Below are 17931 nucleotides of genomic sequence, written 5' to 3'. Positions count from 1 at the left end.
TACATCTTGCTTATTGGCAAAATTGGCTTTTGTTTTGTCTCTAAAACGAGTGGGTTACAAGCCGTAATTTTAGTATGCTTCTCCTGTCAATTCCTTTAGTCGTATTTCCGACACTTTAGCATCGTATTGTGCCGTATAGCTACGTGTCATTGCATTGATGTAATTTAGCTGCGCCGTTCTTACTTCCAAGGTCGTGATGGTACCGATGCGAAATTTATCCATGGTGATGTTTAAATTTTCTTTTGCCAGTTCCTCATTTTTCCGTTCTACATTGGCCAATTCGATGTTGGTAATGTAGGTTTGAAACAAAGTTCTTACTTGAGCCTGTATATCTTGTTTTTGCTGTTTGATCTGTATTTCAGAACTTTTAATCTGAAATTTGGCGATACGCTCGTTTCTATTTTGCAAAAAGCCGTTGAATATGTTCAGGGACGCCGATACACCGTAGGTGAGCCCTCTATTTTTATTTTCTGTAGAGAAACCAAGTGAGGAGTGAGATTCGTTCCAATTATACCCACTATTTAAACCAATTTTGGGATAACGTTCGGCTTTTACTGCCTTTAGGTTGAGTTCGGCGACGCGGTTGTTGATGATGGCAAGCTGAATTTGAGGATTTTGTTGATCAGCAATTTCGATGAGATTACCCAGTTTAAGATCCGTATCCAGTTTCATTTCATCTTCAACGTCAAAGTCTAGACTCAAATCTCTTGTCATCAATTGGTTGAGGTATGTCTTGGTGTTTTTAAAGCTTTCGAGCTGTCTAAGCAGGTTTGTCTGATCGGTATTCAGATCGACTTTAGCATTCAGCAGATCAAGCTTGGAACCTTTTCCGATCTGCAGGCGATTTTCGGCCAGAGTAACCCGATATTGAGAAAGTGTAATGGTTGTATCTAATGCGTTTATCAATCGTTTTTGCTGCACAAGATTATAATAGGTGGCCATGACTTCACTGAGTTGCGTAGTGACCTCATATCTTATCTCAGCCTCGCCCTGACGCTGTATTTCTTTAAATCGATCCCTACGCGCAAACATACCCAGTCCGTCAAATACTGTCCAGTTTAAGTTAACGCCATACGACATATTGTCATTTTTTGCATTGGAAACCTGCTGTACCTGTCCATCGGCCCTAACCTGTCTTGAGTTCTGGACCGAATTACTTCTGTTAAATGTACCGGTTACTGCGGGAAGCATGCCAGCGCTTCCTAAACTGGTATTCTCGATATCAATGTTGTTGTCATTTTTAGCCAAAAGAATATTGAAGTTATTGCTCAACGTTGTTTTTAGCGCATCTTCCAAGGTCAATATCGCTTGGGCACGAGCTTGAAACATGATGGAGCAAAGCCATAGTAGTAGGGTGAAATTTCTCTTCATGTTTTAATTATTCGTAGCTTTTAATGTTATCAAATTCTGGTCTATGCTTTTTTTGTCGCGACCACATATAATAAATTGCCGGGATGATGAATAAGGTCAGAATAAGCGAAAATATGGTGCCTCCGACAATTACTACCCCCATCCCAATTCTGCTGGTCGAAGCAGCGCCGAGCGACATCGCAATTGGCAATGCGCCGAGCGCAATGGCCAAACTGGTCATTAAGATCGGTCTAAGCCGGGATTCGGCTGCATGCATAATGGCTTCAAATTTTTCCATTCCCTCTTCTCGCATCTGGTTGGCAAATTCAACAATCAGGATACCATTTTTGGTGACGAGTCCGATCAGCATAATCGTTCCGATCTGACTGAAGATATTCCAGGTCTGATCAAATAACCATAAACTGATCAGTGCACCGGCTACAGCCATGGGAACAGTCAGAATGATGATAAAAGGATCAAGGAAGCTTTCAAATTGAGCCGCTAAGATCAAGTAGATTAGTAATAGAGCCAGACCAAATGCAAATAGGGTATTGGAGCTACTTTCAATAAAATCACGCGATTCACCGCTAAGGTCGGTAGTAAAGCTCTGATCGAGTACTTTTTCCTTTATCCGATCCATTGCAGCAATACCGTCGCTCATACTCATACCAGGAGCCAGGCCTGCGGAAACGGTAGCGGACATATAACGGTTGTTGTGATAGAGTTGGGGTGGACTACTTTCTTCTTTCACGCTGACAACGTTGTCCAATTGGATAAGCTGCCCCATGTTATTGCGTACATAGATGGAAGAAAGATCCGTTGGAGTCGCCCGACGGTCATTCTCAACCTGGCCAATAACTTGATATTGTTTTCCGTCGCGCATAAAATAGGCAAATCGTTGACCGCTCAGCAACAATTGTAAGGATTGCGAAACATCCAGTACAGAGACGCCTAGGCTTAGCGCCTTTAGCCGGTCAATTTCAACATGAAGCTCTGGCTTGTTGAACTTGAGGTTGATATCTGTTGTTGAGAACGTGGGATCGTTGTTGACCTCATTCATAAATTGCGGTATTTTTTCCTGAAGTTTTTCAAAATTCTGTGCTTGGATAATATATTGCACAGGTAACCCACCTCTACGATTCATGGATATTGTGGGCGACTGTGATACATTGACCCGAACAGCATCGTATTGTTTAGTCCATTTGGTCAATTCCTTCGCAATATCATCCTGGGATTTCTGGCGCTCACTGGGGTCAACTAACGTCATCCGAATACGTCCAGAATTGACGGACGCTGCTCCGAAGCCAGGTGAAGTGATGTTGAGACTGATTTTATTCTCCGGAATTGAATCATACACGAGTTTGTCCAGTTCCTGCATATAACGATCCATATATTCGTAGGTAGCACCTTCTGGACCTGTTACATTGACAGAGATATTACTTCGGTCATCATAAGGTGCAGTTTCTTTTTTAATGGACGAAAAAAGGATTCCAATAACCACAAAACAGATGATTAGGATCGGAAAGCTGATCCATTTGAATTTCATGAATTTGTCAAGGGCATTAGCATACCCCTTGTTCATCTTGACAAACATGGGTTCGGTCCAATTATAAAATTTTGTTTTTTTGTGTCCACCACCTTTGATAAGATAGGCATTGAGCATAGGGGTGAGCGTCAGGGAAACAAACGCAGAAACTAATACGGCCGAAGCGATAACGACTCCAAATTCGCGGAACAACCGACCCACAAAGCCTTCAAGAAATATAACAGGTAAGAATACCGCTGCAAGTGTGATTGAAATCGAGATAACGGCAAAGAAGATTTCCTTTGAGCCCTTCAAAGCAGCTTCTATGGGAGACATACCTTCTTCCACTTTCTTAAAAATATTTTCCGTCACTACAATCCCATCGTCGACGACAAGACCTGTCGCGAGTACAATCGCAAGCAGAGTAAGCACATTAATCGAAAATCCGAACATGTACATAATAAAAAATGTTGCAATCAATGAGACGGGAATATCCAGAAGAGGCCGTAATGCGATACCCCAGTCGCGGAAGAAAAAGTAAATAATTAAGGTGACCAAGATAATTGAAATCAGCAGTGTCTCGGCGACTTCCTCAACAGATTTTTTAATAAATGTAGTGTTGTCAGAAGCTATGTTAAGGATAATATCTTGGGGTAGATCTTCCTTGATCTGATCGAGCATTTTATAAAAATTATTGGCAATATCGAGGTAGTTTGTGCCGGGTTGAGGAATAATTGCTATACCAACCAATTGCTTCCCATTGCTGACCATTTTTGTTTCCAGATTTTCGGCATCTATTTCTGCCCGGCCAATGTCGATGAATTTGACAATACGGCTGCTATCGGCTTTCAGAACGATAGCATTAAACTGTTCGGGTGTAGAAAGGTTTCCTACGGTTTTTACAGTGAGCTCCGTGGTATTTCCAACAATTTTTCCAGAAGGCAATTCAACGTTTTGATTATTCAGTGCCGTGCGGATATCAGAAGCGGTGATACCATAAGCAGCCATACGGTCGGGGTTGAGCCATAAGCGCATCGCGTAGCGCTTCTGACCGTAAATTTGGGTACTGCTGACACCTGGAATTGTCTGTAGTCTTTCTGAGATCACATTTTCGGCGTAGTCGCTCAGCGAAAGTTTATCGCGCGTTTCACTTTGCAGCGTCAACGTGATAATAGGATCGGAGTCGGCATCGGCTTTGGAAACCACTGGCGGAGCATCGATATCCTGAGGCAAGCTTCGGATGGCCTGAGATACCTTATCACGGACATCATTTGCCGCTTCTTCAAGATTTTTCTGCAGACCAAACTCGATGGTGATGTTACTGGACCCCTGGTTACTGGAGGATGATATATTCCGGATGCCATCAATGGAGTTGATGGCTTTTTCCAGCGGTTCGGTAATCTGAGATTCAATGATATCTGGATTTGCACCCGCATAGTTTGTTCTAACAGAAACAATAGCCGGGTCAATGGAGGGGTATTCGCGGACGCCCAAAAAGCTAAAACCAATGTAGCCAAACAATATAATGGTTATATTGACGACAATAGTTAAAACCGGGCGTTTAATAAAGATAGCAGATAAATTCATGCTCAGTTAGTTAGCTAGTGATACCTTAACTTTTGATCCATCCTTTAACGACAGGACACCTGTAGTTAAAATGGTGTCACCGGCACTGATCCCAGATAAAATGACAATATCTTTGTCTGTACGTGCACCCGTTTCAACCTTCACTTCTTTGGCTAGGCCATGCTGTACTATAAACACTTTTTTTCCGTCCTGAACAGGTACGATGGCTTCTGTTGGGATGGATATCGCATCGTTTTCTACCTCGATTGGAACGCTCACGTTAACAAATGATCCTACTTTCAATTTTCCCTGCTCGTTGTTTGCGCGGGCTCTGACTGTAAGTGTCCTGGTGTTAAGTGATACTTGAGGTTCTACAGCGTAGATAGTTGCTTTCATGACGGTTGGGTCATTGGCGACACTAAACTCGATCGGCATATTTACTTTAACGATACTGCTGTATTTTTCGGGGACTGCGAAGGTGATTTTTACCAAGTTGTCCTTGACCAGATTTGTGATCAGCGTGGTGGGCGAGACAATGGCTCCTACAGAGATATTCCGTAATCCAATCATTCCGCTAAATGGCGCCCTTATGGTAGTCTTTGATATTTGTGCCTGGATCAACTGAATCTGTGCGGCAGAAGTTTTTAAGGCCGCACTGGCAATATCAAATTCCTCTTGACTGATAGCGCCTTTTTGCAACAGCAATTTGGCTCGACGTTCATTTTCTGCATTGAGCTGATTGGTCGTTTGGGATTGTCTTAATTGTGCCTGCAGTTCTATATCATCAATCTTGATCAAAGGTTCACCCTGCCTGACACGCTGCCCTTCTGCAAAATATATTTTGGTGATTCGACCATTGACTTCACTTCTGACCTCGACCTGCTCTTCTGCGTCAATGCTTCCCGAAAGATTGATCGATCTATCGGCGACAGAAGATTTGGCAATGATCGCCTGTGCCGGCACTGGAACATCTTTTTTCTCCCTCGGCTTATCGGTTCCCTCTTTGTCTTTTTTAGCAGTAACCAGAAAGTATCCACCTCCAAAAACAGCGCAGGCCAAAAGAAGGTAAATGATCGATTTTTTATTCATATGGTATAGTATCTTGTGTACTTTTTATATTTAACTGGTAAATATAGGTTTATTATAATGTGGTTACGGGTTGTCAAAAGGATTTTACAATATATACAAAACTGTAGCAAGATCATGCACAGTGTTTTTGCTGGGAGCGAAGGGAGAAAAAAAGCTAGAAATTCATTTCTAGCTTTGCGTTTACTATTTTTTTGATTTTGTCTTTTGTTCCACTTCTTTTGGAGCCTCATCGTTTAATTTCGGCTTGATTGCAGCTCTGGACAAATGCGGTCTTCTTTTTCCAAAAGAACCATTCGATATTTTTCCTCTTCTGGTTTTGATGTCACCTTTTCCCATAGTGTAAAATATTTTGGTTTTTAAAATTATATATAACCTAAATATAGTGATTTGTTTTTAAAGAGTCAACTGTTTTGTCTTCAAATAATGGGAAAAATACGTTTTTGGACATCAATTTTGAAGTTTTGGGTAATGGTATCAAAAAACAAATTGTTGATTGGTTTGTTTTCGGCAACTAAGTAGGGAATTTCCAATATGCTATTTTTTAATTTAATACGGTAATAGCCATATAACAACCCTCTGGTCGTCTGAATCGATTCAATTTTCTGCACGGCTTCAATATCCTTTAAAAGGTTAAAGCTATAATTTTCTCCTTTTAATTGTTCAATAAATACTTCATCAGTTTTGGCATTATACCATACTTGCTGGCTCTTTACCTTATTAAAATGGTTGTTGAACAAAAAAAGATAGCCTATAAGAAAGAATGCAATGGGAAGGAGGAAGAGGATAATTTTTATCTTCACAAACAGCAATACGGTAATCAGAATCAGGATGACACCCATGATGACATTGGAAATGGTTTTTTTTAGATTTGCCTGGATGACTGCGGAGGAAGCCTCAATCAATTGAAAACCTGATTTTAAATCTTTGGATCCACCAGCAGCAAACCCAAAAAGATTAAATTTTTTGCGTATCATCAGATAAGCAATAAGGATAAAAAGTCCAATGATCAGGAACCGCATATTGTATACCTAGTATTGTTCATCTTCGTTTGGGTATTTTACTGCTTTCACTTCAGCCACATAATTGCTTACTGCAGTGGTAATTTGCTCATGCAATTTAGCAAAATGACGCATAAATTTAGGTTTAAAATCTGCATTCATGCCCAGCATATCGTTAATGACAAGTACCTGACCATCGCAATCCGGTCCAGCACCGATACCTACCGTAGGAATTGTCAATGTTTCGGTCACTGCCTTGGCCAATTTTGCAGGTATCTTTTCCAACACAATTGCAAAACAGCCGGCGTCCTGTAAAGCAAGCGCATCCTCGATGAGTTTAGCTGCCTCTTGTTCTTCCTTGGCACGGACACCAAAATTACCAAATTTGTTGATAGATTGAGGAGTAAGGCCCAGGTGACCACATACGGGAATACCGCCGGCAATGATTTTTTTGATGTTTTCTATGATTTCAAGACCACCTTCCAGTTTCAGTGCATGTGCGCCAGATTCCTTCATCATACGGACGGCTGCGTTGTAGGCCTCATTGGCAGATCCCTGATAAGAACCAAAGGGCAAGTCTGCCAGCACCATGGCGCGCTGCGTTCCCCTTGCAACTGACGCCGCATGGTATATCATATGATCAAGGGTAATAGGCAAGGTGGTTTCATATCCAGCAAATACGTTGGCGGCAGAATCTCCAATCAAAATAACATCAACACCCGCCTGATCAACCATTTTAGCCATGGAATAATCATAGCTGGTCAGCATAGATATCTTTTCCTGACGGTCTTTCATGGCTTGTAGCATGGCGGTGCTTACGCGTTTCATTTCTTTGTTTACAGACATCTTAACTTTTATTTTGTGTCCAAAAGTAAGCTTTTTATAATACATTGACCAATATTCTGCCTGGTGTTTTGTATTTTTGCCAAATGATACAAAATGAGAATCGTCTATTTAAATTTCCTAAATTTTCAGAATTAATCATTCATGAGGATGAAAATTTGATTGTTATCAATAAGCCACCGTTTGTAGCTTCTTTGGATGAGCGTGAGGGCGGAGAGGTGAATATCCTTCGATTGGCGAAAAAATACCATCCGGATGCACAGGTGTGCCACCGTTTGGATAAAGAGACTTCGGGTATTTTATTAATTGCCAAAAACCCCGAAACGTATCGTTCAATTTCTATCGCATTTGAAAAAAGAAGAGTGAATAAGACTTACCATGCGATCATAGGCGGTACGCACACTTTTCAGAATTTGCTGGTTGATTTACCGATCTTGAATCAGGGCAATAAAAATGTATCGATTGACCGTGCCAATGGCAAAGCAGCGGAAACTATATTCAATTCGATCAAATATTACAAGAATTATACATTAGTGGAATGTAAACCCATTACTGGACGGATGCACCAAATCCGTATTCACCTAGCGACACAACACGCAGCAATTGTTGGCGACGATATGTATCGCGGTAAACCGGTCTATTTATCCCAAATTAAGAAGCGTGGGTATACCTTGTCGAAAGACGAGGAAGAACAGCCTATCATGAAGCGTTTTGCGCTACATGCCAAACATATCGAATTCGAACTGAATGGCGTTAAGTTGGTTTTCGATGCGCCCTATCCAAAGGATTTTGCGACCTTATTAAAGCTGTTAGATAAGTTTGATTCATAAATAGGCCATTTACAGATGAACCCGAAGACAAAGAAAATAGTCGGAAACGTTGTATTTGTACTGGTTATTGGTTTGCTGATTTGGCCAACAAGTAGAAGTTATTTTCAGCAAGCCCTAATGAAAATAGGCTTTTTTAAACTAAAGTTAGAAGTTACGCCGGACGCTAAAAAATCTTTTGCGACTTCGCCCAAGTTAGGCACTGAGGTATCTTTTATAAACCAGCAAGGCATGCCCGTAAAGGTGGCTGATCTGAGAGGAAAGGTGATTTTTATCAATTTTTGGGCAACTTGGTGTGCCCCTTGTCGGGCCGAAATGCCTTCGATAAATAAACTTTATAATACGTATAAGGATAGCGCCCATGTTGTGTTTTTGATTGTTGAGGTAGAGGGTGATAGAGCGAAGGCCGAAGCGTTCATTAAGGCAGAGGGATTGAACTTACCGCTAAGCTTTCCGAACAGTGATATTCCAAAGGAGTGGCTTTCTGGGCCTATTCCAACAACACTCATATTGGATAAGGAAGGAAATCTTGCCGCAAGACATGAAGGGCTGGCTGACTATTCGACTCCAGAGGTGACCAAATTTATTCAAGATTTAATCAATAAATAATTTTTTAAGATCTCTAAAATAAGCATGACAAGAGCAGAACTTATTCATCAAATAAAAGCGAAACGCTCATTTCTATGTGTCGGACTGGACACTGACCTAGCCAAAATACCTGACCATCTTTTAGACGATGAGGATCCGATCTATAGCTTTAACAAAGCTATAATAGAAGCAACAGCTGATCTATGTGTAGCCTACAAACCGAATATAGCATTTTATGAATGTTATGGAATAAAAGGCTGGCAATCGCTTCAAAGAACCTGGGCTGCCTTACCAAAGGACTGTTTTAGTATTGCTGACGCAAAAAGAGGGGATATCGGTAATACATCCGGACGTTACGCGATGGCATTTTTTGATGAAAAGGCTTCTGGTCTCGGATTCGATAGTATCACCATTGCACCTTATATGGGCAAGGACTCGGTAACGCCGTTTTTGGATTTTAAAGACAAATGGGCTATCGTGCTAGCGCTAACATCAAATGCGGGTAGCTTAGACTTTCAGAATTTTGAGAATAAAGAGGGGCTGCAGTTGTTCGAACAGGTGATCGACAAAGTCAATACCTGGGGCACGCCAGAAAATCTTATGTATGTGGTCGGGGCAACCCGGGGAGAAGGATTTATCAAAATTAGGGAGCATGCGCCAGATCATTTTTTATTGGTTCCGGGCGTGGGTGCTCAGGGGGGCTCGCTCGAAGATGTATGTAAATTTGGTATGAACAAAGATTGTGGACTTTTGGTCAACAGCACAAGGGGCATTATCTATGCTTCAAAAGGGACTGATTTCGCTGAAAGAGCGCGGCAGGAAGCTTTAATTCTTCAAAAAGAAATGGAAATAGAACTGGTAAAAGCGGGTATTATTTCCTGATTTGACATTTAATAATTCATTCGTAATACTTACCTTTGCAGCATGCCAGAAAAAATTATAATTCTAGACTTCGGGTCTCAATACACACAGTTGATCGCAAGACGTGTCAGAGAGCTAAATGTGTATTGTGAGATACACCCGTTCAATAAATTGCCAGATTTTGACGACACCGTAAGAGGTGTTATCTTTTCGGGAAGTCCTTATTCTGTTAGACAAGAAGATGCGCCACAAATAGATTTTGTCGCTATTCAGGATCGTTTCCCACTTTTAGGCGTATGTTACGGAGCGCAATACATTGCTCAAAAATCCGGCGGTGAGGTGTTACCTTCTGAAATTCGTGAATATGGTCGTGCAAATCTGCAGTTTGTCAATAGTGAGAATGAATTATTGGCAGGCGTACCCACGCAATCGCAGGTATGGATGTCTCATGGCGATACGATTAAAGAAGTACCTGCACATTTTGAAATTATAGCGAGTACAGATAAAGTGCGCGTAGCAGCGTATCAAGTAAAAGGTACCCGCACATACGGTATACAATTTCATCCCGAAGTAACGCATAGTACAGACGGTGCTATCGTATTGAAAAACTTTGTTGTCAATATTTGTGGTTGTGCACAGGAATGGACACCAGATGCTTTTGTCGATACAACGGTATCTTCTTTGAAAGAGCAACTAGGTGATGATCATGTTATTATGGCTTTGTCTGGTGGGGTAGATTCGACAGTTGCTGCGGTGTTATTACACCATGCAATCGGAAAGAAACTCCATTGTATTTTTGTAGATCATGGTTTGCTTCGTAAGGATGAATATGAGCAAGTATTGGATTCTTACAAAAATATGGGCTTAAATATTAAAGGAATCAATGCAAAAGATTTGTTTTATGGTAGATTAGCTGGAGTTTCCGAGCCAGAAGAAAAACGCAAGATCATTGGTAATTCGTTTATTGATGTCTTCGATGAAGCTGCAAAAGAGATCCAAAAGGAATTGCCTGAAGGCATTGAAGCGAAGTGGTTAGGGCAAGGAACAATTTACCCTGATATCATCGAATCAGTTTCAGTGAAAGGGCCTTCGGCGACTATCAAATCACACCATAACGTTGGAGGCTTACCTGATTTCATGAAGCTGAAAGTTGTGGAACCACTTAAGACTTTGTTTAAAGATGAAGTCAGAAGAGTAGGGAAAGCGCTGGAAGTTGATCCGTCAATTTTAGGTAGACATCCATTTCCTGGGCCGGGTTTGGCAATTCGTATTTTGGGTGATATTACACCCGAGCGTGTACGTATTGTGCAAGAGGCTGATGCGATCTTCATCAATAATCTGAAAGAATCCGGTTGGTATGATAAAGTATGGCAGGCAGGCACAATTTTCTTACCTGTGCGTTCAGTAGGCGTTATGGGTGATGAGCGCACTTACGAGCACGTCGTTAGCTTGCGTGCGGTCGGTTCGCTAGATGGAATGACTGCGGATTGGATACATTTACCATATGATCTGTTGGCAAAGATTTCAAATGAAATTATCAACCATGTGAAAGGAATAAACAGAGTTGTGTATGATATCAGTTCAAAACCACCCGCTACAATTGAGTGGGAATAAAATATGGGTTGCGGCGCTTGTAGCGTTATGCCTTGCAAGCTGTACAACCAAAAAAAGCACAGTATTGCGTTCGCCTTCCTCTGGTCATGGCGAACAGCAAACTGCTGTTACTAAACCACCTGTTGACAAAGAAAGTACCATTACCAGGATGGGGGATACCCAACATGTCAATGGCTATGCTGTGAAAAATAATCGCATCGCACTGCTTTTGCCGTTCGAGTTAGGTAATATTGCAGGCACAGTTAGGAAGGAAGACGTGGAGCGCTCATCTTTGGCGCTGGATTTTTACCAGGGATTTCAGTTAGGTCTTGACAAAATTGCGAAGGAAGGTGCTTTGTTCGATTTGCAGGTAATTGATTCTAGAGACAATGTTGCGTATAATGCAACATTGGGTACATCGGCCAATGTCAAAGATGCCGTGCTCGTGGTGGGACCAGTATATCCGCGTGAGATTAAGAGCTTTGGGCAGGCCTTTGCAAACAAGAACGTTCTACAGGTTTCTCCATTGGCAGCAACCATGGCTTCTGAATTTAGCCTCCCCAATTTGGTTTCTATAACACCATCTATTCGTACACACGCCGAAACATTGGCGAAGTATGTTGCCGAGCAATATTATAATGGGGATCAGATTGTTATTTACGATGCTGGTGATGATGACAGCAAACAATTTTTGGTCAATTTTGCAAACGAGATTACCAAAGCTAACCCACAGGCTAAAGTAAAAACGGTTATGAGCATCAATGAGCTTAACAACAGTCTTGTGTTGGCAGGTACCAATCATATCATTTCAGGTACTGCCAATAAAAATTTAGTAAAGGGCCTCTTGGATGCTATGGATGAACGCTTTCTGAATCCAGGTAATCAGTTTAAATTATATGGACACCCAAACATGGCCAAGCTTTCCTTTGAGAATTTCGAAAACATGGATTTTTATGCATTGACCATTACCTCTTCTAACTTGGTTGATGAGACGGATGGAGATACCAAAAAGTTTATTGGAAATTACAAAGCTGCTTATAAAGTTGATCCGTCCGAGTTTTCTTACAAAGGGTATGACGCTGCATTGTATTTTGGTCGATTGATTCATAAGTATGGAGTGGATTATGTCAGCCGAATGACGCAGGAGAAGTTTTCGGGATTGAATAGCGATTACAGATTTGAATTTTACCCAAAATGGGGCTATGCAAACAGATCGTTGGGCATGTTGGTCTATCACGATAAAAAATTTGAAAGAAAATAATCTTTGAATGGCTGAATTCAGTGAAAAACGTGTTCATCAGCAAATACGTAATTTTGAGCGAGCAATGGATGGTTTTGAAGCTGATCAACCATTTTCACGTTATTTAACAACTTTTTTTAAGCTAAATAAACAAATGGGATCTTCCGACCGAAAGGCCGTCTCCCGTTTGTGCTATAATTATTTCCGTTTAGGGACTGCAGCTCCGCAGTTATCACAGCAACGTAGGCTGGTAATTGCCGAATTTCTATGCGAGCAAGAAAGCCCCTTAGTGGCAGTTCTTGAACCTGCTTACGCCGATAAGCTTCACCTTTCAATCCGAGACAAAATTAACTTTTTGGAGTCTGAAGGCTTTTTTAAATTGGAAGACCTATTTCCCTTTACGGAGCATATTTCTGAAAAGGTGAATTTAACTGCCTTTTTGGAAAGTCAGTGCATTCAGCCCTATTTATATATTCGGGTAAAACGAGGAAAGACAAATTTCGTGCGCGCCATTTTAGATGGTAGTCAGATTCCCTATACCACTATTGGCGAGCAGACCATTGCCTTAACTAATGGTACCTCCTTACAACGATTTGATGCCTTGGATGGCATTATTGAAGTACAGGATCTTTCTTCACAACGTACTTTAGCGTATATGGAGCCCGGAGAAAATGAATCCTGGTGGGATACATGTGCAGCTTCGGGTGGTAAATCCCTTTTATTGATGGATGCTTGTCCTACCGTAAATTTGTTGGTATCGGATATTCGTATGAGCATTCTTCGGAACCTCGACGAGCGTTTTGATCGTGCCGGAATAAAGCATTATCGCAAGAAAATAATTGATCTTAGCAAAGATACTTTTCCGCTCCTTGGGAGCGAAAAATTTGACGGAGTACTTTTGGATGCGCCGTGCACAGGATCAGGAACGTGGGGACGTACGCCCGAAATGATTCGGCAATTTAGGGCCGATAAGATCGCTGAATTTAATGCACTTCAAAAAAATATAGCCAGTCATGTGGTGGGGCATGTAAAAGTGGGTAAGCCACTAATTTATATCACTTGCTCCATTTTTAAAGCAGAAAATGAAGATGTTGTCAGCTATATTGCTGATCATTTTGGTTTTGAAATAGCACGCATGGATTACCTGGAAGGGTATACCGAAAAGGCCGATAGCATGTTTGTCGCGCGTTTGATAAAAAAGTAATATCTTATTGTAGAAAGTGTATAGGCTATTTTTTCCAAACGGAAAAAATAGCCTTTTTTCATGACTATACGTATTTTTGTTGCATTCGTTAGTCACATTTACTGGGGATCACCAGTACCGGGCAGGTAGATTTGCGAATAACCGATTCAGAGACAGAACCAGATATAAAATGATCAAAACCGGTCCGCCCATTAGAGCCCATGATAATCAGATCCGCAGACCATTCGTGCGATGCAGCCAGAATTTCTTCTTTAATAGATCCTATTCGATTAAACAAATAGACTTCGCCTGCACCAGTAAACTCGCGGCTTATCTTCTCTAAATACTTTTGCGCATTGTCCTGCTCCATTTCCGAAACCTCCGGAACGATGATAGGCTGCTGCCCCAATAAGGGATCTGCTCCAAAATTGGCAGGAGAAGTAGGGGGGATAACGGTGACAAGGGCTACGGAAGCTCCAAATACCTGGGCCATTTCTTTCGCATAATGTATTGCCTTTTCAGCGCATGGCTCGTCGTCAACAGCGACTAATATCCTTTTGAATTTTGAATTTGTATTCTCCATATCTGCTATTATTGATTTATCTTCGTCATATAATATATAATCATAGATTGGACGATTTTGTTTTATTAGCATATGAAATATGGTATTTGTACACTTGCTCTCGTACCGTTACGTCTAGAACAGGCACACCGTAGCGAGATGGTTTCTCAGGTATTGTTTGGAGAGCTGTTTGAGATCCTGGATGAACAGGCGGATTGGACATCAATACGTTTATTGGAAACGGATTATTTGGGTTGGATTCAAAACGGGCAGTTTCAGCAACTAGCCGACTTGGATAGACAACATTATTTAAGTGGAGAGCCTACTATTGTTGGACGGGAGGGTGGAGTTCTTTTTAACGATACAACACAATTGCAGCTCTGTCATGGTACCAAGCTTTATCTAAATGCAGGGAATACCGTCAATTTATCGCAATTGACATTTACCTATCAAGGTCGTATCAATACCTATATCAGAGAGCAATTTGAAACCGAGTTAGCGCAATTGGCCTTAAGTTACAAAGACGTTCCTTATCTATGGGGTGGACGTTCGCAATGGGGGATTGATTGCTCTGGTTTCTCCCAATTGATTTATAGGTGTTTCGATATATCCTTACCACGCGATGCTTACCAGCAGGCCGAGATCGGGCAGACTGTAGATTTTGTTTCGGAAATACAGGTAGGGGATTTGGCTTTTTTCGATAATGCCGAAGGAAGGATTACACATGTAGGGATTATGCTGGATCGCGATACGATTATCCATGCTTCTGCAAAAGTTCGTGTGGACAGGATGGATTCAGCAGGTATTTTTAATGCAGAACTGAATTGCTATACACACAAACTTCGCATTGTTAAACGGTATAATTAACATAGGAAAAAGAAGGGCGATAAAATAGTTTATCGCCCTTCTTTTTTCTATGTGTTTCGTTGAGACTAGAATTTGAATGTCAAACCAAATTTAGCAGTATCAAAGAAGTTGTTAAAGCTATTGATGTTTGCATTAAATTCATTAGATGATTTAGCACCATCAACATCAACTTTTGAAGTTTTGAACGACAATAAGTCAGTCAGACCAAAATTGATCGCAATCTTAGGTGTCACAAAATAGTTGATCCCCAAACCAGCGTTCGCACCGAAACCTTTTGTTTTAGCCATATCAATTGTGGTAGTTCCATTATTGATTTTTCCATCTTCTTGCGCATAACCAGCACCAAGTTGTGCATACGTTTTGAATCTTGAACCTAACTCAAGGAAATAGTAACGTCCAAATGCACCTATACCGAATTGGTTGTTTTTTACATATGATTCATTCGACTGATCTACGTTCTTTGTCGCTTTTTCATTACCAACGTTTACATCTAAACCAACTGCGATCTTGTCAGAGACGAAGTAACCAACAGAAGGGTTGAAGTTAAAGGAATTTGTTTTTGTTTGATTAGTCTTATCGTTTGAAGTATTAGCGGATAGGTTACCTTCAACAATAACATCGCTCTTTTTGAATCCGAATTCTTGTGCTTGTGAAGCAAATGTCAAACCAGCTACAGCTGCTAATGTTAGTAAAACTTTTTTCATGTCTTTTTTTATTTAATAGTTTGTTTTAATGTGCCAGTTATTACTTCCTGACTTTTTAAATTTGTTAGTCAAATATCGAAATCATATTCTATTTTTTTGTCATTGGATTGTCTAGATATTTGATATAATCGTAAATTATAGTGGATCAAGGTCTTAAAATTTGTTATAATTTTATTTTTATTGTTTCTATTTAATGATAATGATATTATGCTGACTTTTTGTATTTAATTGTCAAATTCAAGCAAGAAGATAAAAAAAAGCCATTTGTCAGTATTTGACAAATGGCTTTTTTTCATTATAAAATTAAATCTTACTCGAAATATTCTTTGATTCGTTCGAAGAATGATTTTTCACTTTTACCTGGTTGAGGTTTAAAGTTTGGTGATTCTTTCAGTTTGTTCAGTAATTCTTTTTCTTCATTAGACACAGCTTTTGGTGTCCATATATTAACATATACAAGCTGGTCTCCCTTGTGGTAAGAATTAACCTCAGGAATACCCTTTCCTTTTAACCGTAAAATTTTACCACCTTGTGTGCCGGGCTCAATTTTGATTTTTGCTTTTCCGTCTATTGTCGGAACTTCCACGCTGGTTCCTAATGTAGCATCTACAAAATTAATATACAAATCGTAGATGACATTGAGTCCGTCGCGTTTTAAACTTTCGTGAGCAACTTCTTCGATCAATATAATTAAATCTCCCGGTACACCACCACGTGGGGCTGCATTTCCCTTTCCGCTCATGGATAGTTGCATGCCTTCACTTACCCCTGCCGGGATATTGATGGAGATTGTCTCTTCGCCACGTTCAAGTCCTTCACCACGACACGTTGTACATTTTGCCGTGATTTCTACGCCTTCACCATTACAGGTAGGACAGGTGCTTGTAGTTTGCATTTGTCCTAAAATCGTATTGGTAACTCGTCTAACTGATCCCGATCCACCACAGGTTTTACAGGTATGGAAAGAAGATTTATCTTTAGCACCCGATCCGTCACAGGTATGACAGACGACTTGCTTGTTGACTTTTACCTTTTTCTCAACGCCTTTGGCAATTTCCTCAAGCGTTAACTTAACTTTTATGCGTAAGTTGCTTCCTCTGGCTACGCGGCGTCCGCCACGCTGGCCACCGCCGCCGCCAAAGAAACTTTCAAAGGGATGTCCTCCGCCAAAGATATCACCAAATTGACTGAATATGTCTTCCATATTCATGCCGCCGCCGCCGCCGAAACCACCGCTGGCAGAATTACCAGCATGGCCAAATTGGTCATAACGTTGACGTTTCTGTGGATTGCTCAAGATATCGTATGCCTCAGCAGCTTCCTTAAACTTTTCTTCAGCCTCATGGTCACCCGGATTTTTGTCCGGATGATACTTTATCGCTAGCTTGCGATACGCTGATTTAATCTCCTTCTCGTCCGCTGATCGCGAGACACCAAGTATATCGTAATAATCTCTTTTTGACATCGTCTTAATATTATTGACCTATAACTACTTTTGCGTGACGGATAACTTTGTCACCTAAGTAGTAACCTTTTTCGATCACATCCACCACTTTGTTCTTTAACTCTTCTGTAGCGGCAGGTATTGCTGTAATAGCCTCTTGTAACTCAGGATCGAAATCTTGGTCTTTAACGTCCATTTCCTTTAACCCTAATTGCGATAATGTTTGTCTGAATTTATTGTTGACAATTTCCATTCCCGTTTTGACCGACTCAACATCAGTTGCAGTCTCCATGGCTGTTAACGCTCTGTCAAAATCATCCAATGTAGGCAACAACTTGCTGATAACATCTTTCCCAGCTGATTGAATCAATTCAACACGTTCTTTACTTGTACGTTTTCTATAATTGTCAAATTCGGCAGATAGACGAATGTACTTATCCTTTGCCTCTGCCAATTCTGCAGCCAGTTTATCTTCAGTAGACAGTTCTTCTGCTAGGTTATCAGCAGGTAGTTCTTGTTGTTCAGAAGAATTCGTTTCTACTGGATCTTGGCTTTCATCGTAATAATTATCTTGCTCATTCATATCTTCAATGCTAAAATTAGATTCAAAAATTTACTCTATGCTTCGTTTGTCAAAGTTTTTGCCAAACAATAAAATTCCGACAGCTTGTCAGATTTTATTAAAAAAGCC

The 17931-nt window shown here is 40.8% G+C and carries 17 protein-coding genes; 7 read left to right on the top strand and 10 right to left on the bottom strand.

Features of this window, described 5'->3' with window-relative positions:
- Nucleotides 1–69: 69 nt before the first annotated feature.
- The 6 genes from VXM68_RS17780 to panB all read right to left on the bottom strand — a co-directional run bounded on the left by VXM68_RS17780 (nt 70) and on the right by panB (nt 7374).
- Complete coding sequence (locus VXM68_RS17780) at nt 70–1371, bottom strand: TolC family protein (protein WP_293954012.1); 1302 nt, start codon at nt 1369–1371, stop codon at nt 70–72.
- A 7-nt stretch (nt 1372–1378) separates the two neighbouring features.
- On the bottom strand, nt 1379–4462 hold the full coding sequence (locus tag VXM68_RS17775; protein WP_367209545.1) for an efflux RND transporter permease subunit: 3084 nt from the start codon (nt 4460–4462) through the stop codon (nt 1379–1381).
- Between the two features lie 6 nt (nt 4463–4468).
- Nucleotides 4469–5530 (bottom strand): efflux RND transporter periplasmic adaptor subunit, encoded by a 1062-nt coding sequence (locus VXM68_RS17770; protein WP_293954016.1) that lies wholly within the window; start codon nt 5528–5530, stop codon nt 4469–4471.
- A 183-nt stretch (nt 5531–5713) separates the two neighbouring features.
- Nucleotides 5714–5866 (bottom strand): 30S ribosomal protein THX, encoded by a 153-nt coding sequence (locus VXM68_RS17765; protein WP_293954018.1) that lies wholly within the window; start codon nt 5864–5866, stop codon nt 5714–5716.
- A gap of 80 nt (nt 5867–5946) precedes the next feature.
- Nucleotides 5947–6504 (bottom strand): hypothetical protein, encoded by a 558-nt coding sequence (locus tag VXM68_RS17760; protein WP_367209544.1) that lies wholly within the window; start codon nt 6502–6504, stop codon nt 5947–5949.
- A gap of 54 nt (nt 6505–6558) precedes the next feature.
- Nucleotides 6559–7374 (bottom strand): 3-methyl-2-oxobutanoate hydroxymethyltransferase, encoded by an 816-nt coding sequence (gene panB, locus VXM68_RS17755; protein WP_367209543.1) that lies wholly within the window; start codon nt 7372–7374, stop codon nt 6559–6561.
- Nucleotides 7375–7457: 83 nt separating this feature from the next.
- On the opposite strand from panB, the gene VXM68_RS17750 reads away from it, so the two are divergent.
- Genes VXM68_RS17750 through VXM68_RS17725 form a run of 6 tightly spaced genes read left to right on the top strand, consistent with a single transcriptional unit; the run spans nt 7458 to nt 13684 of the window.
- The gene (locus VXM68_RS17750) at nt 7458–8201 is read left to right on the top strand and encodes an RluA family pseudouridine synthase (RefSeq protein ID WP_294350651.1); all 744 of its coding nucleotides are present in this window, start codon (nt 7458–7460) and stop codon (nt 8199–8201) included.
- Nucleotides 8202–8216: 15 nt separating this feature from the next.
- The gene (locus VXM68_RS17745) at nt 8217–8807 is read left to right on the top strand and encodes a TlpA disulfide reductase family protein (protein WP_293954023.1); all 591 of its coding nucleotides are present in this window, start codon (nt 8217–8219) and stop codon (nt 8805–8807) included.
- A gap of 24 nt (nt 8808–8831) precedes the next feature.
- Nucleotides 8832–9668 (top strand): orotidine-5'-phosphate decarboxylase, encoded by an 837-nt coding sequence (gene pyrF / locus VXM68_RS17740; RefSeq protein ID WP_293954025.1) that lies wholly within the window; start codon nt 8832–8834, stop codon nt 9666–9668.
- Between the two features lie 42 nt (nt 9669–9710).
- Complete coding sequence (guaA, locus tag VXM68_RS17735; RefSeq protein WP_293954027.1) at nt 9711–11261, top strand: glutamine-hydrolyzing GMP synthase; 1551 nt, start codon at nt 9711–9713, stop codon at nt 11259–11261.
- Nucleotides 11218–12501 (top strand): ABC transporter substrate-binding protein, encoded by a 1284-nt coding sequence (locus tag VXM68_RS17730; RefSeq protein ID WP_293954029.1) that lies wholly within the window; start codon nt 11218–11220, stop codon nt 12499–12501. The genes guaA and VXM68_RS17730 overlap by 44 nt, the downstream gene beginning before the upstream one ends.
- 7 nt (nt 12502–12508) lie before the next feature.
- Nucleotides 12509–13684, top strand: coding sequence for an RsmB/NOP family class I SAM-dependent RNA methyltransferase (locus tag VXM68_RS17725; protein WP_367209542.1), 1176 nt, complete (start codon nt 12509–12511; stop codon nt 13682–13684).
- Nucleotides 13685–13772: 88 nt separating this feature from the next.
- On the opposite strand, the gene VXM68_RS17720 is transcribed toward VXM68_RS17725, so the two are convergent.
- Entirely contained in the window at nt 13773–14318 is a 546-nt protein-coding gene (locus VXM68_RS17720) for a universal stress protein (RefSeq protein ID WP_294184828.1), read from the bottom strand.
- On the opposite strand from VXM68_RS17720, the gene VXM68_RS17715 reads away from it, so the two are divergent.
- Nucleotides 14319–15092: an NlpC/P60 family protein gene (locus VXM68_RS17715; RefSeq protein ID WP_367209541.1), complete on the top strand. Its 774-nt coding sequence runs from the start codon at nt 14319–14321 to the stop codon at nt 15090–15092.
- Nucleotides 15093–15157: 65 nt separating this feature from the next.
- On the opposite strand, the gene VXM68_RS17710 is transcribed toward VXM68_RS17715, so the two are convergent.
- The 3 genes from VXM68_RS17710 to VXM68_RS17700 form a co-directional block, all read right to left on the bottom strand.
- The gene (locus tag VXM68_RS17710) at nt 15158–15796 is read right to left on the bottom strand and encodes an OmpW family outer membrane protein (RefSeq protein WP_293954034.1); all 639 of its coding nucleotides are present in this window, start codon (nt 15794–15796) and stop codon (nt 15158–15160) included.
- A gap of 310 nt (nt 15797–16106) precedes the next feature.
- Nucleotides 16107–17261, bottom strand: a complete 1155-nt coding sequence (gene dnaJ, locus VXM68_RS17705) for a molecular chaperone DnaJ (RefSeq protein WP_293954036.1) — start codon at nt 17259–17261, stop codon at nt 16107–16109.
- A 10-nt stretch (nt 17262–17271) separates the two neighbouring features.
- Nucleotides 17272–17823 carry a nucleotide exchange factor GrpE gene (locus VXM68_RS17700; protein WP_293954038.1) on the bottom strand — a complete coding sequence of 184 codons (552 nt, stop codon included), beginning with the start codon at nt 17821–17823 and terminating at the stop codon, nt 17272–17274.
- Nucleotides 17824–17931 lie beyond the last annotated feature (108 nt).

The organism is Sphingobacterium sp. R2, assembly GCF_040760075.1.
Taxonomy (GTDB): Bacteria; Bacteroidota; Bacteroidia; order Sphingobacteriales; family Sphingobacteriaceae; genus Sphingobacterium.
Note: the sequence above shows the minus strand (reverse complement) of the source record. Positions and strands in the feature narration are given on the sequence as shown.

Bases quoted from the DNA above. Each gene is read 5' to 3' on its own strand.
- VXM68_RS17780 (WP_293954012.1), bottom strand. From the start codon at position 1,371: ATGAAGAGAAATTTCACCCTACTACTATGGCTTTGCTCCATCATGTTT.
- VXM68_RS17775 (WP_367209545.1), bottom strand. From the start codon at position 4,462: ATGAATTTATCTGCTATCTTTATTAAACGCCCGGTTTTAACTATTGTC.
- VXM68_RS17770 (WP_293954016.1), bottom strand. From the start codon at position 5,530: ATGAATAAAAAATCGATCATTTACCTTCTTTTGGCCTGCGCTGTTTTT.
- VXM68_RS17765 (WP_293954018.1), bottom strand. From the start codon at position 5,866: ATGGGAAAAGGTGACATCAAAACCAGAAGAGGAAAAATATCGAATGGT.
- VXM68_RS17760 (WP_367209544.1), bottom strand. From the start codon at position 6,504: ATGATACGCAAAAAATTTAATCTTTTTGGGTTTGCTGCTGGTGGATCC.
- panB (WP_367209543.1), bottom strand. From the start codon at position 7,374: ATGTCTGTAAACAAAGAAATGAAACGCGTAAGCACCGCCATGCTACAA.
- VXM68_RS17750 (WP_294350651.1), top strand. From the start codon at position 7,458: ATGATACAAAATGAGAATCGTCTATTTAAATTTCCTAAATTTTCAGAA.
- VXM68_RS17745 (WP_293954023.1), top strand. From the start codon at position 8,217: ATGAACCCGAAGACAAAGAAAATAGTCGGAAACGTTGTATTTGTACTG.
- pyrF (WP_293954025.1), top strand. From the start codon at position 8,832: ATGACAAGAGCAGAACTTATTCATCAAATAAAAGCGAAACGCTCATTT.
- guaA (WP_293954027.1), top strand. From the start codon at position 9,711: ATGCCAGAAAAAATTATAATTCTAGACTTCGGGTCTCAATACACACAG.
- VXM68_RS17730 (WP_293954029.1), top strand. From the start codon at position 11,218: ATGATATCAGTTCAAAACCACCCGCTACAATTGAGTGGGAATAAAATA.
- VXM68_RS17725 (WP_367209542.1), top strand. From the start codon at position 12,509: ATGGCTGAATTCAGTGAAAAACGTGTTCATCAGCAAATACGTAATTTT.
- VXM68_RS17720 (WP_294184828.1), bottom strand. From the start codon at position 14,318: ATGCTAATAAAACAAAATCGTCCAATCTATGATTATATATTATATGAC.
- VXM68_RS17715 (WP_367209541.1), top strand. From the start codon at position 14,319: ATGAAATATGGTATTTGTACACTTGCTCTCGTACCGTTACGTCTAGAA.
- VXM68_RS17710 (WP_293954034.1), bottom strand. From the start codon at position 15,796: ATGAAAAAAGTTTTACTAACATTAGCAGCTGTAGCTGGTTTGACATTT.
- dnaJ (WP_293954036.1), bottom strand. From the start codon at position 17,261: ATGTCAAAAAGAGATTATTACGATATACTTGGTGTCTCGCGATCAGCG.
- VXM68_RS17700 (WP_293954038.1), bottom strand. From the start codon at position 17,823: ATGAATGAGCAAGATAATTATTACGATGAAAGCCAAGATCCAGTAGAA.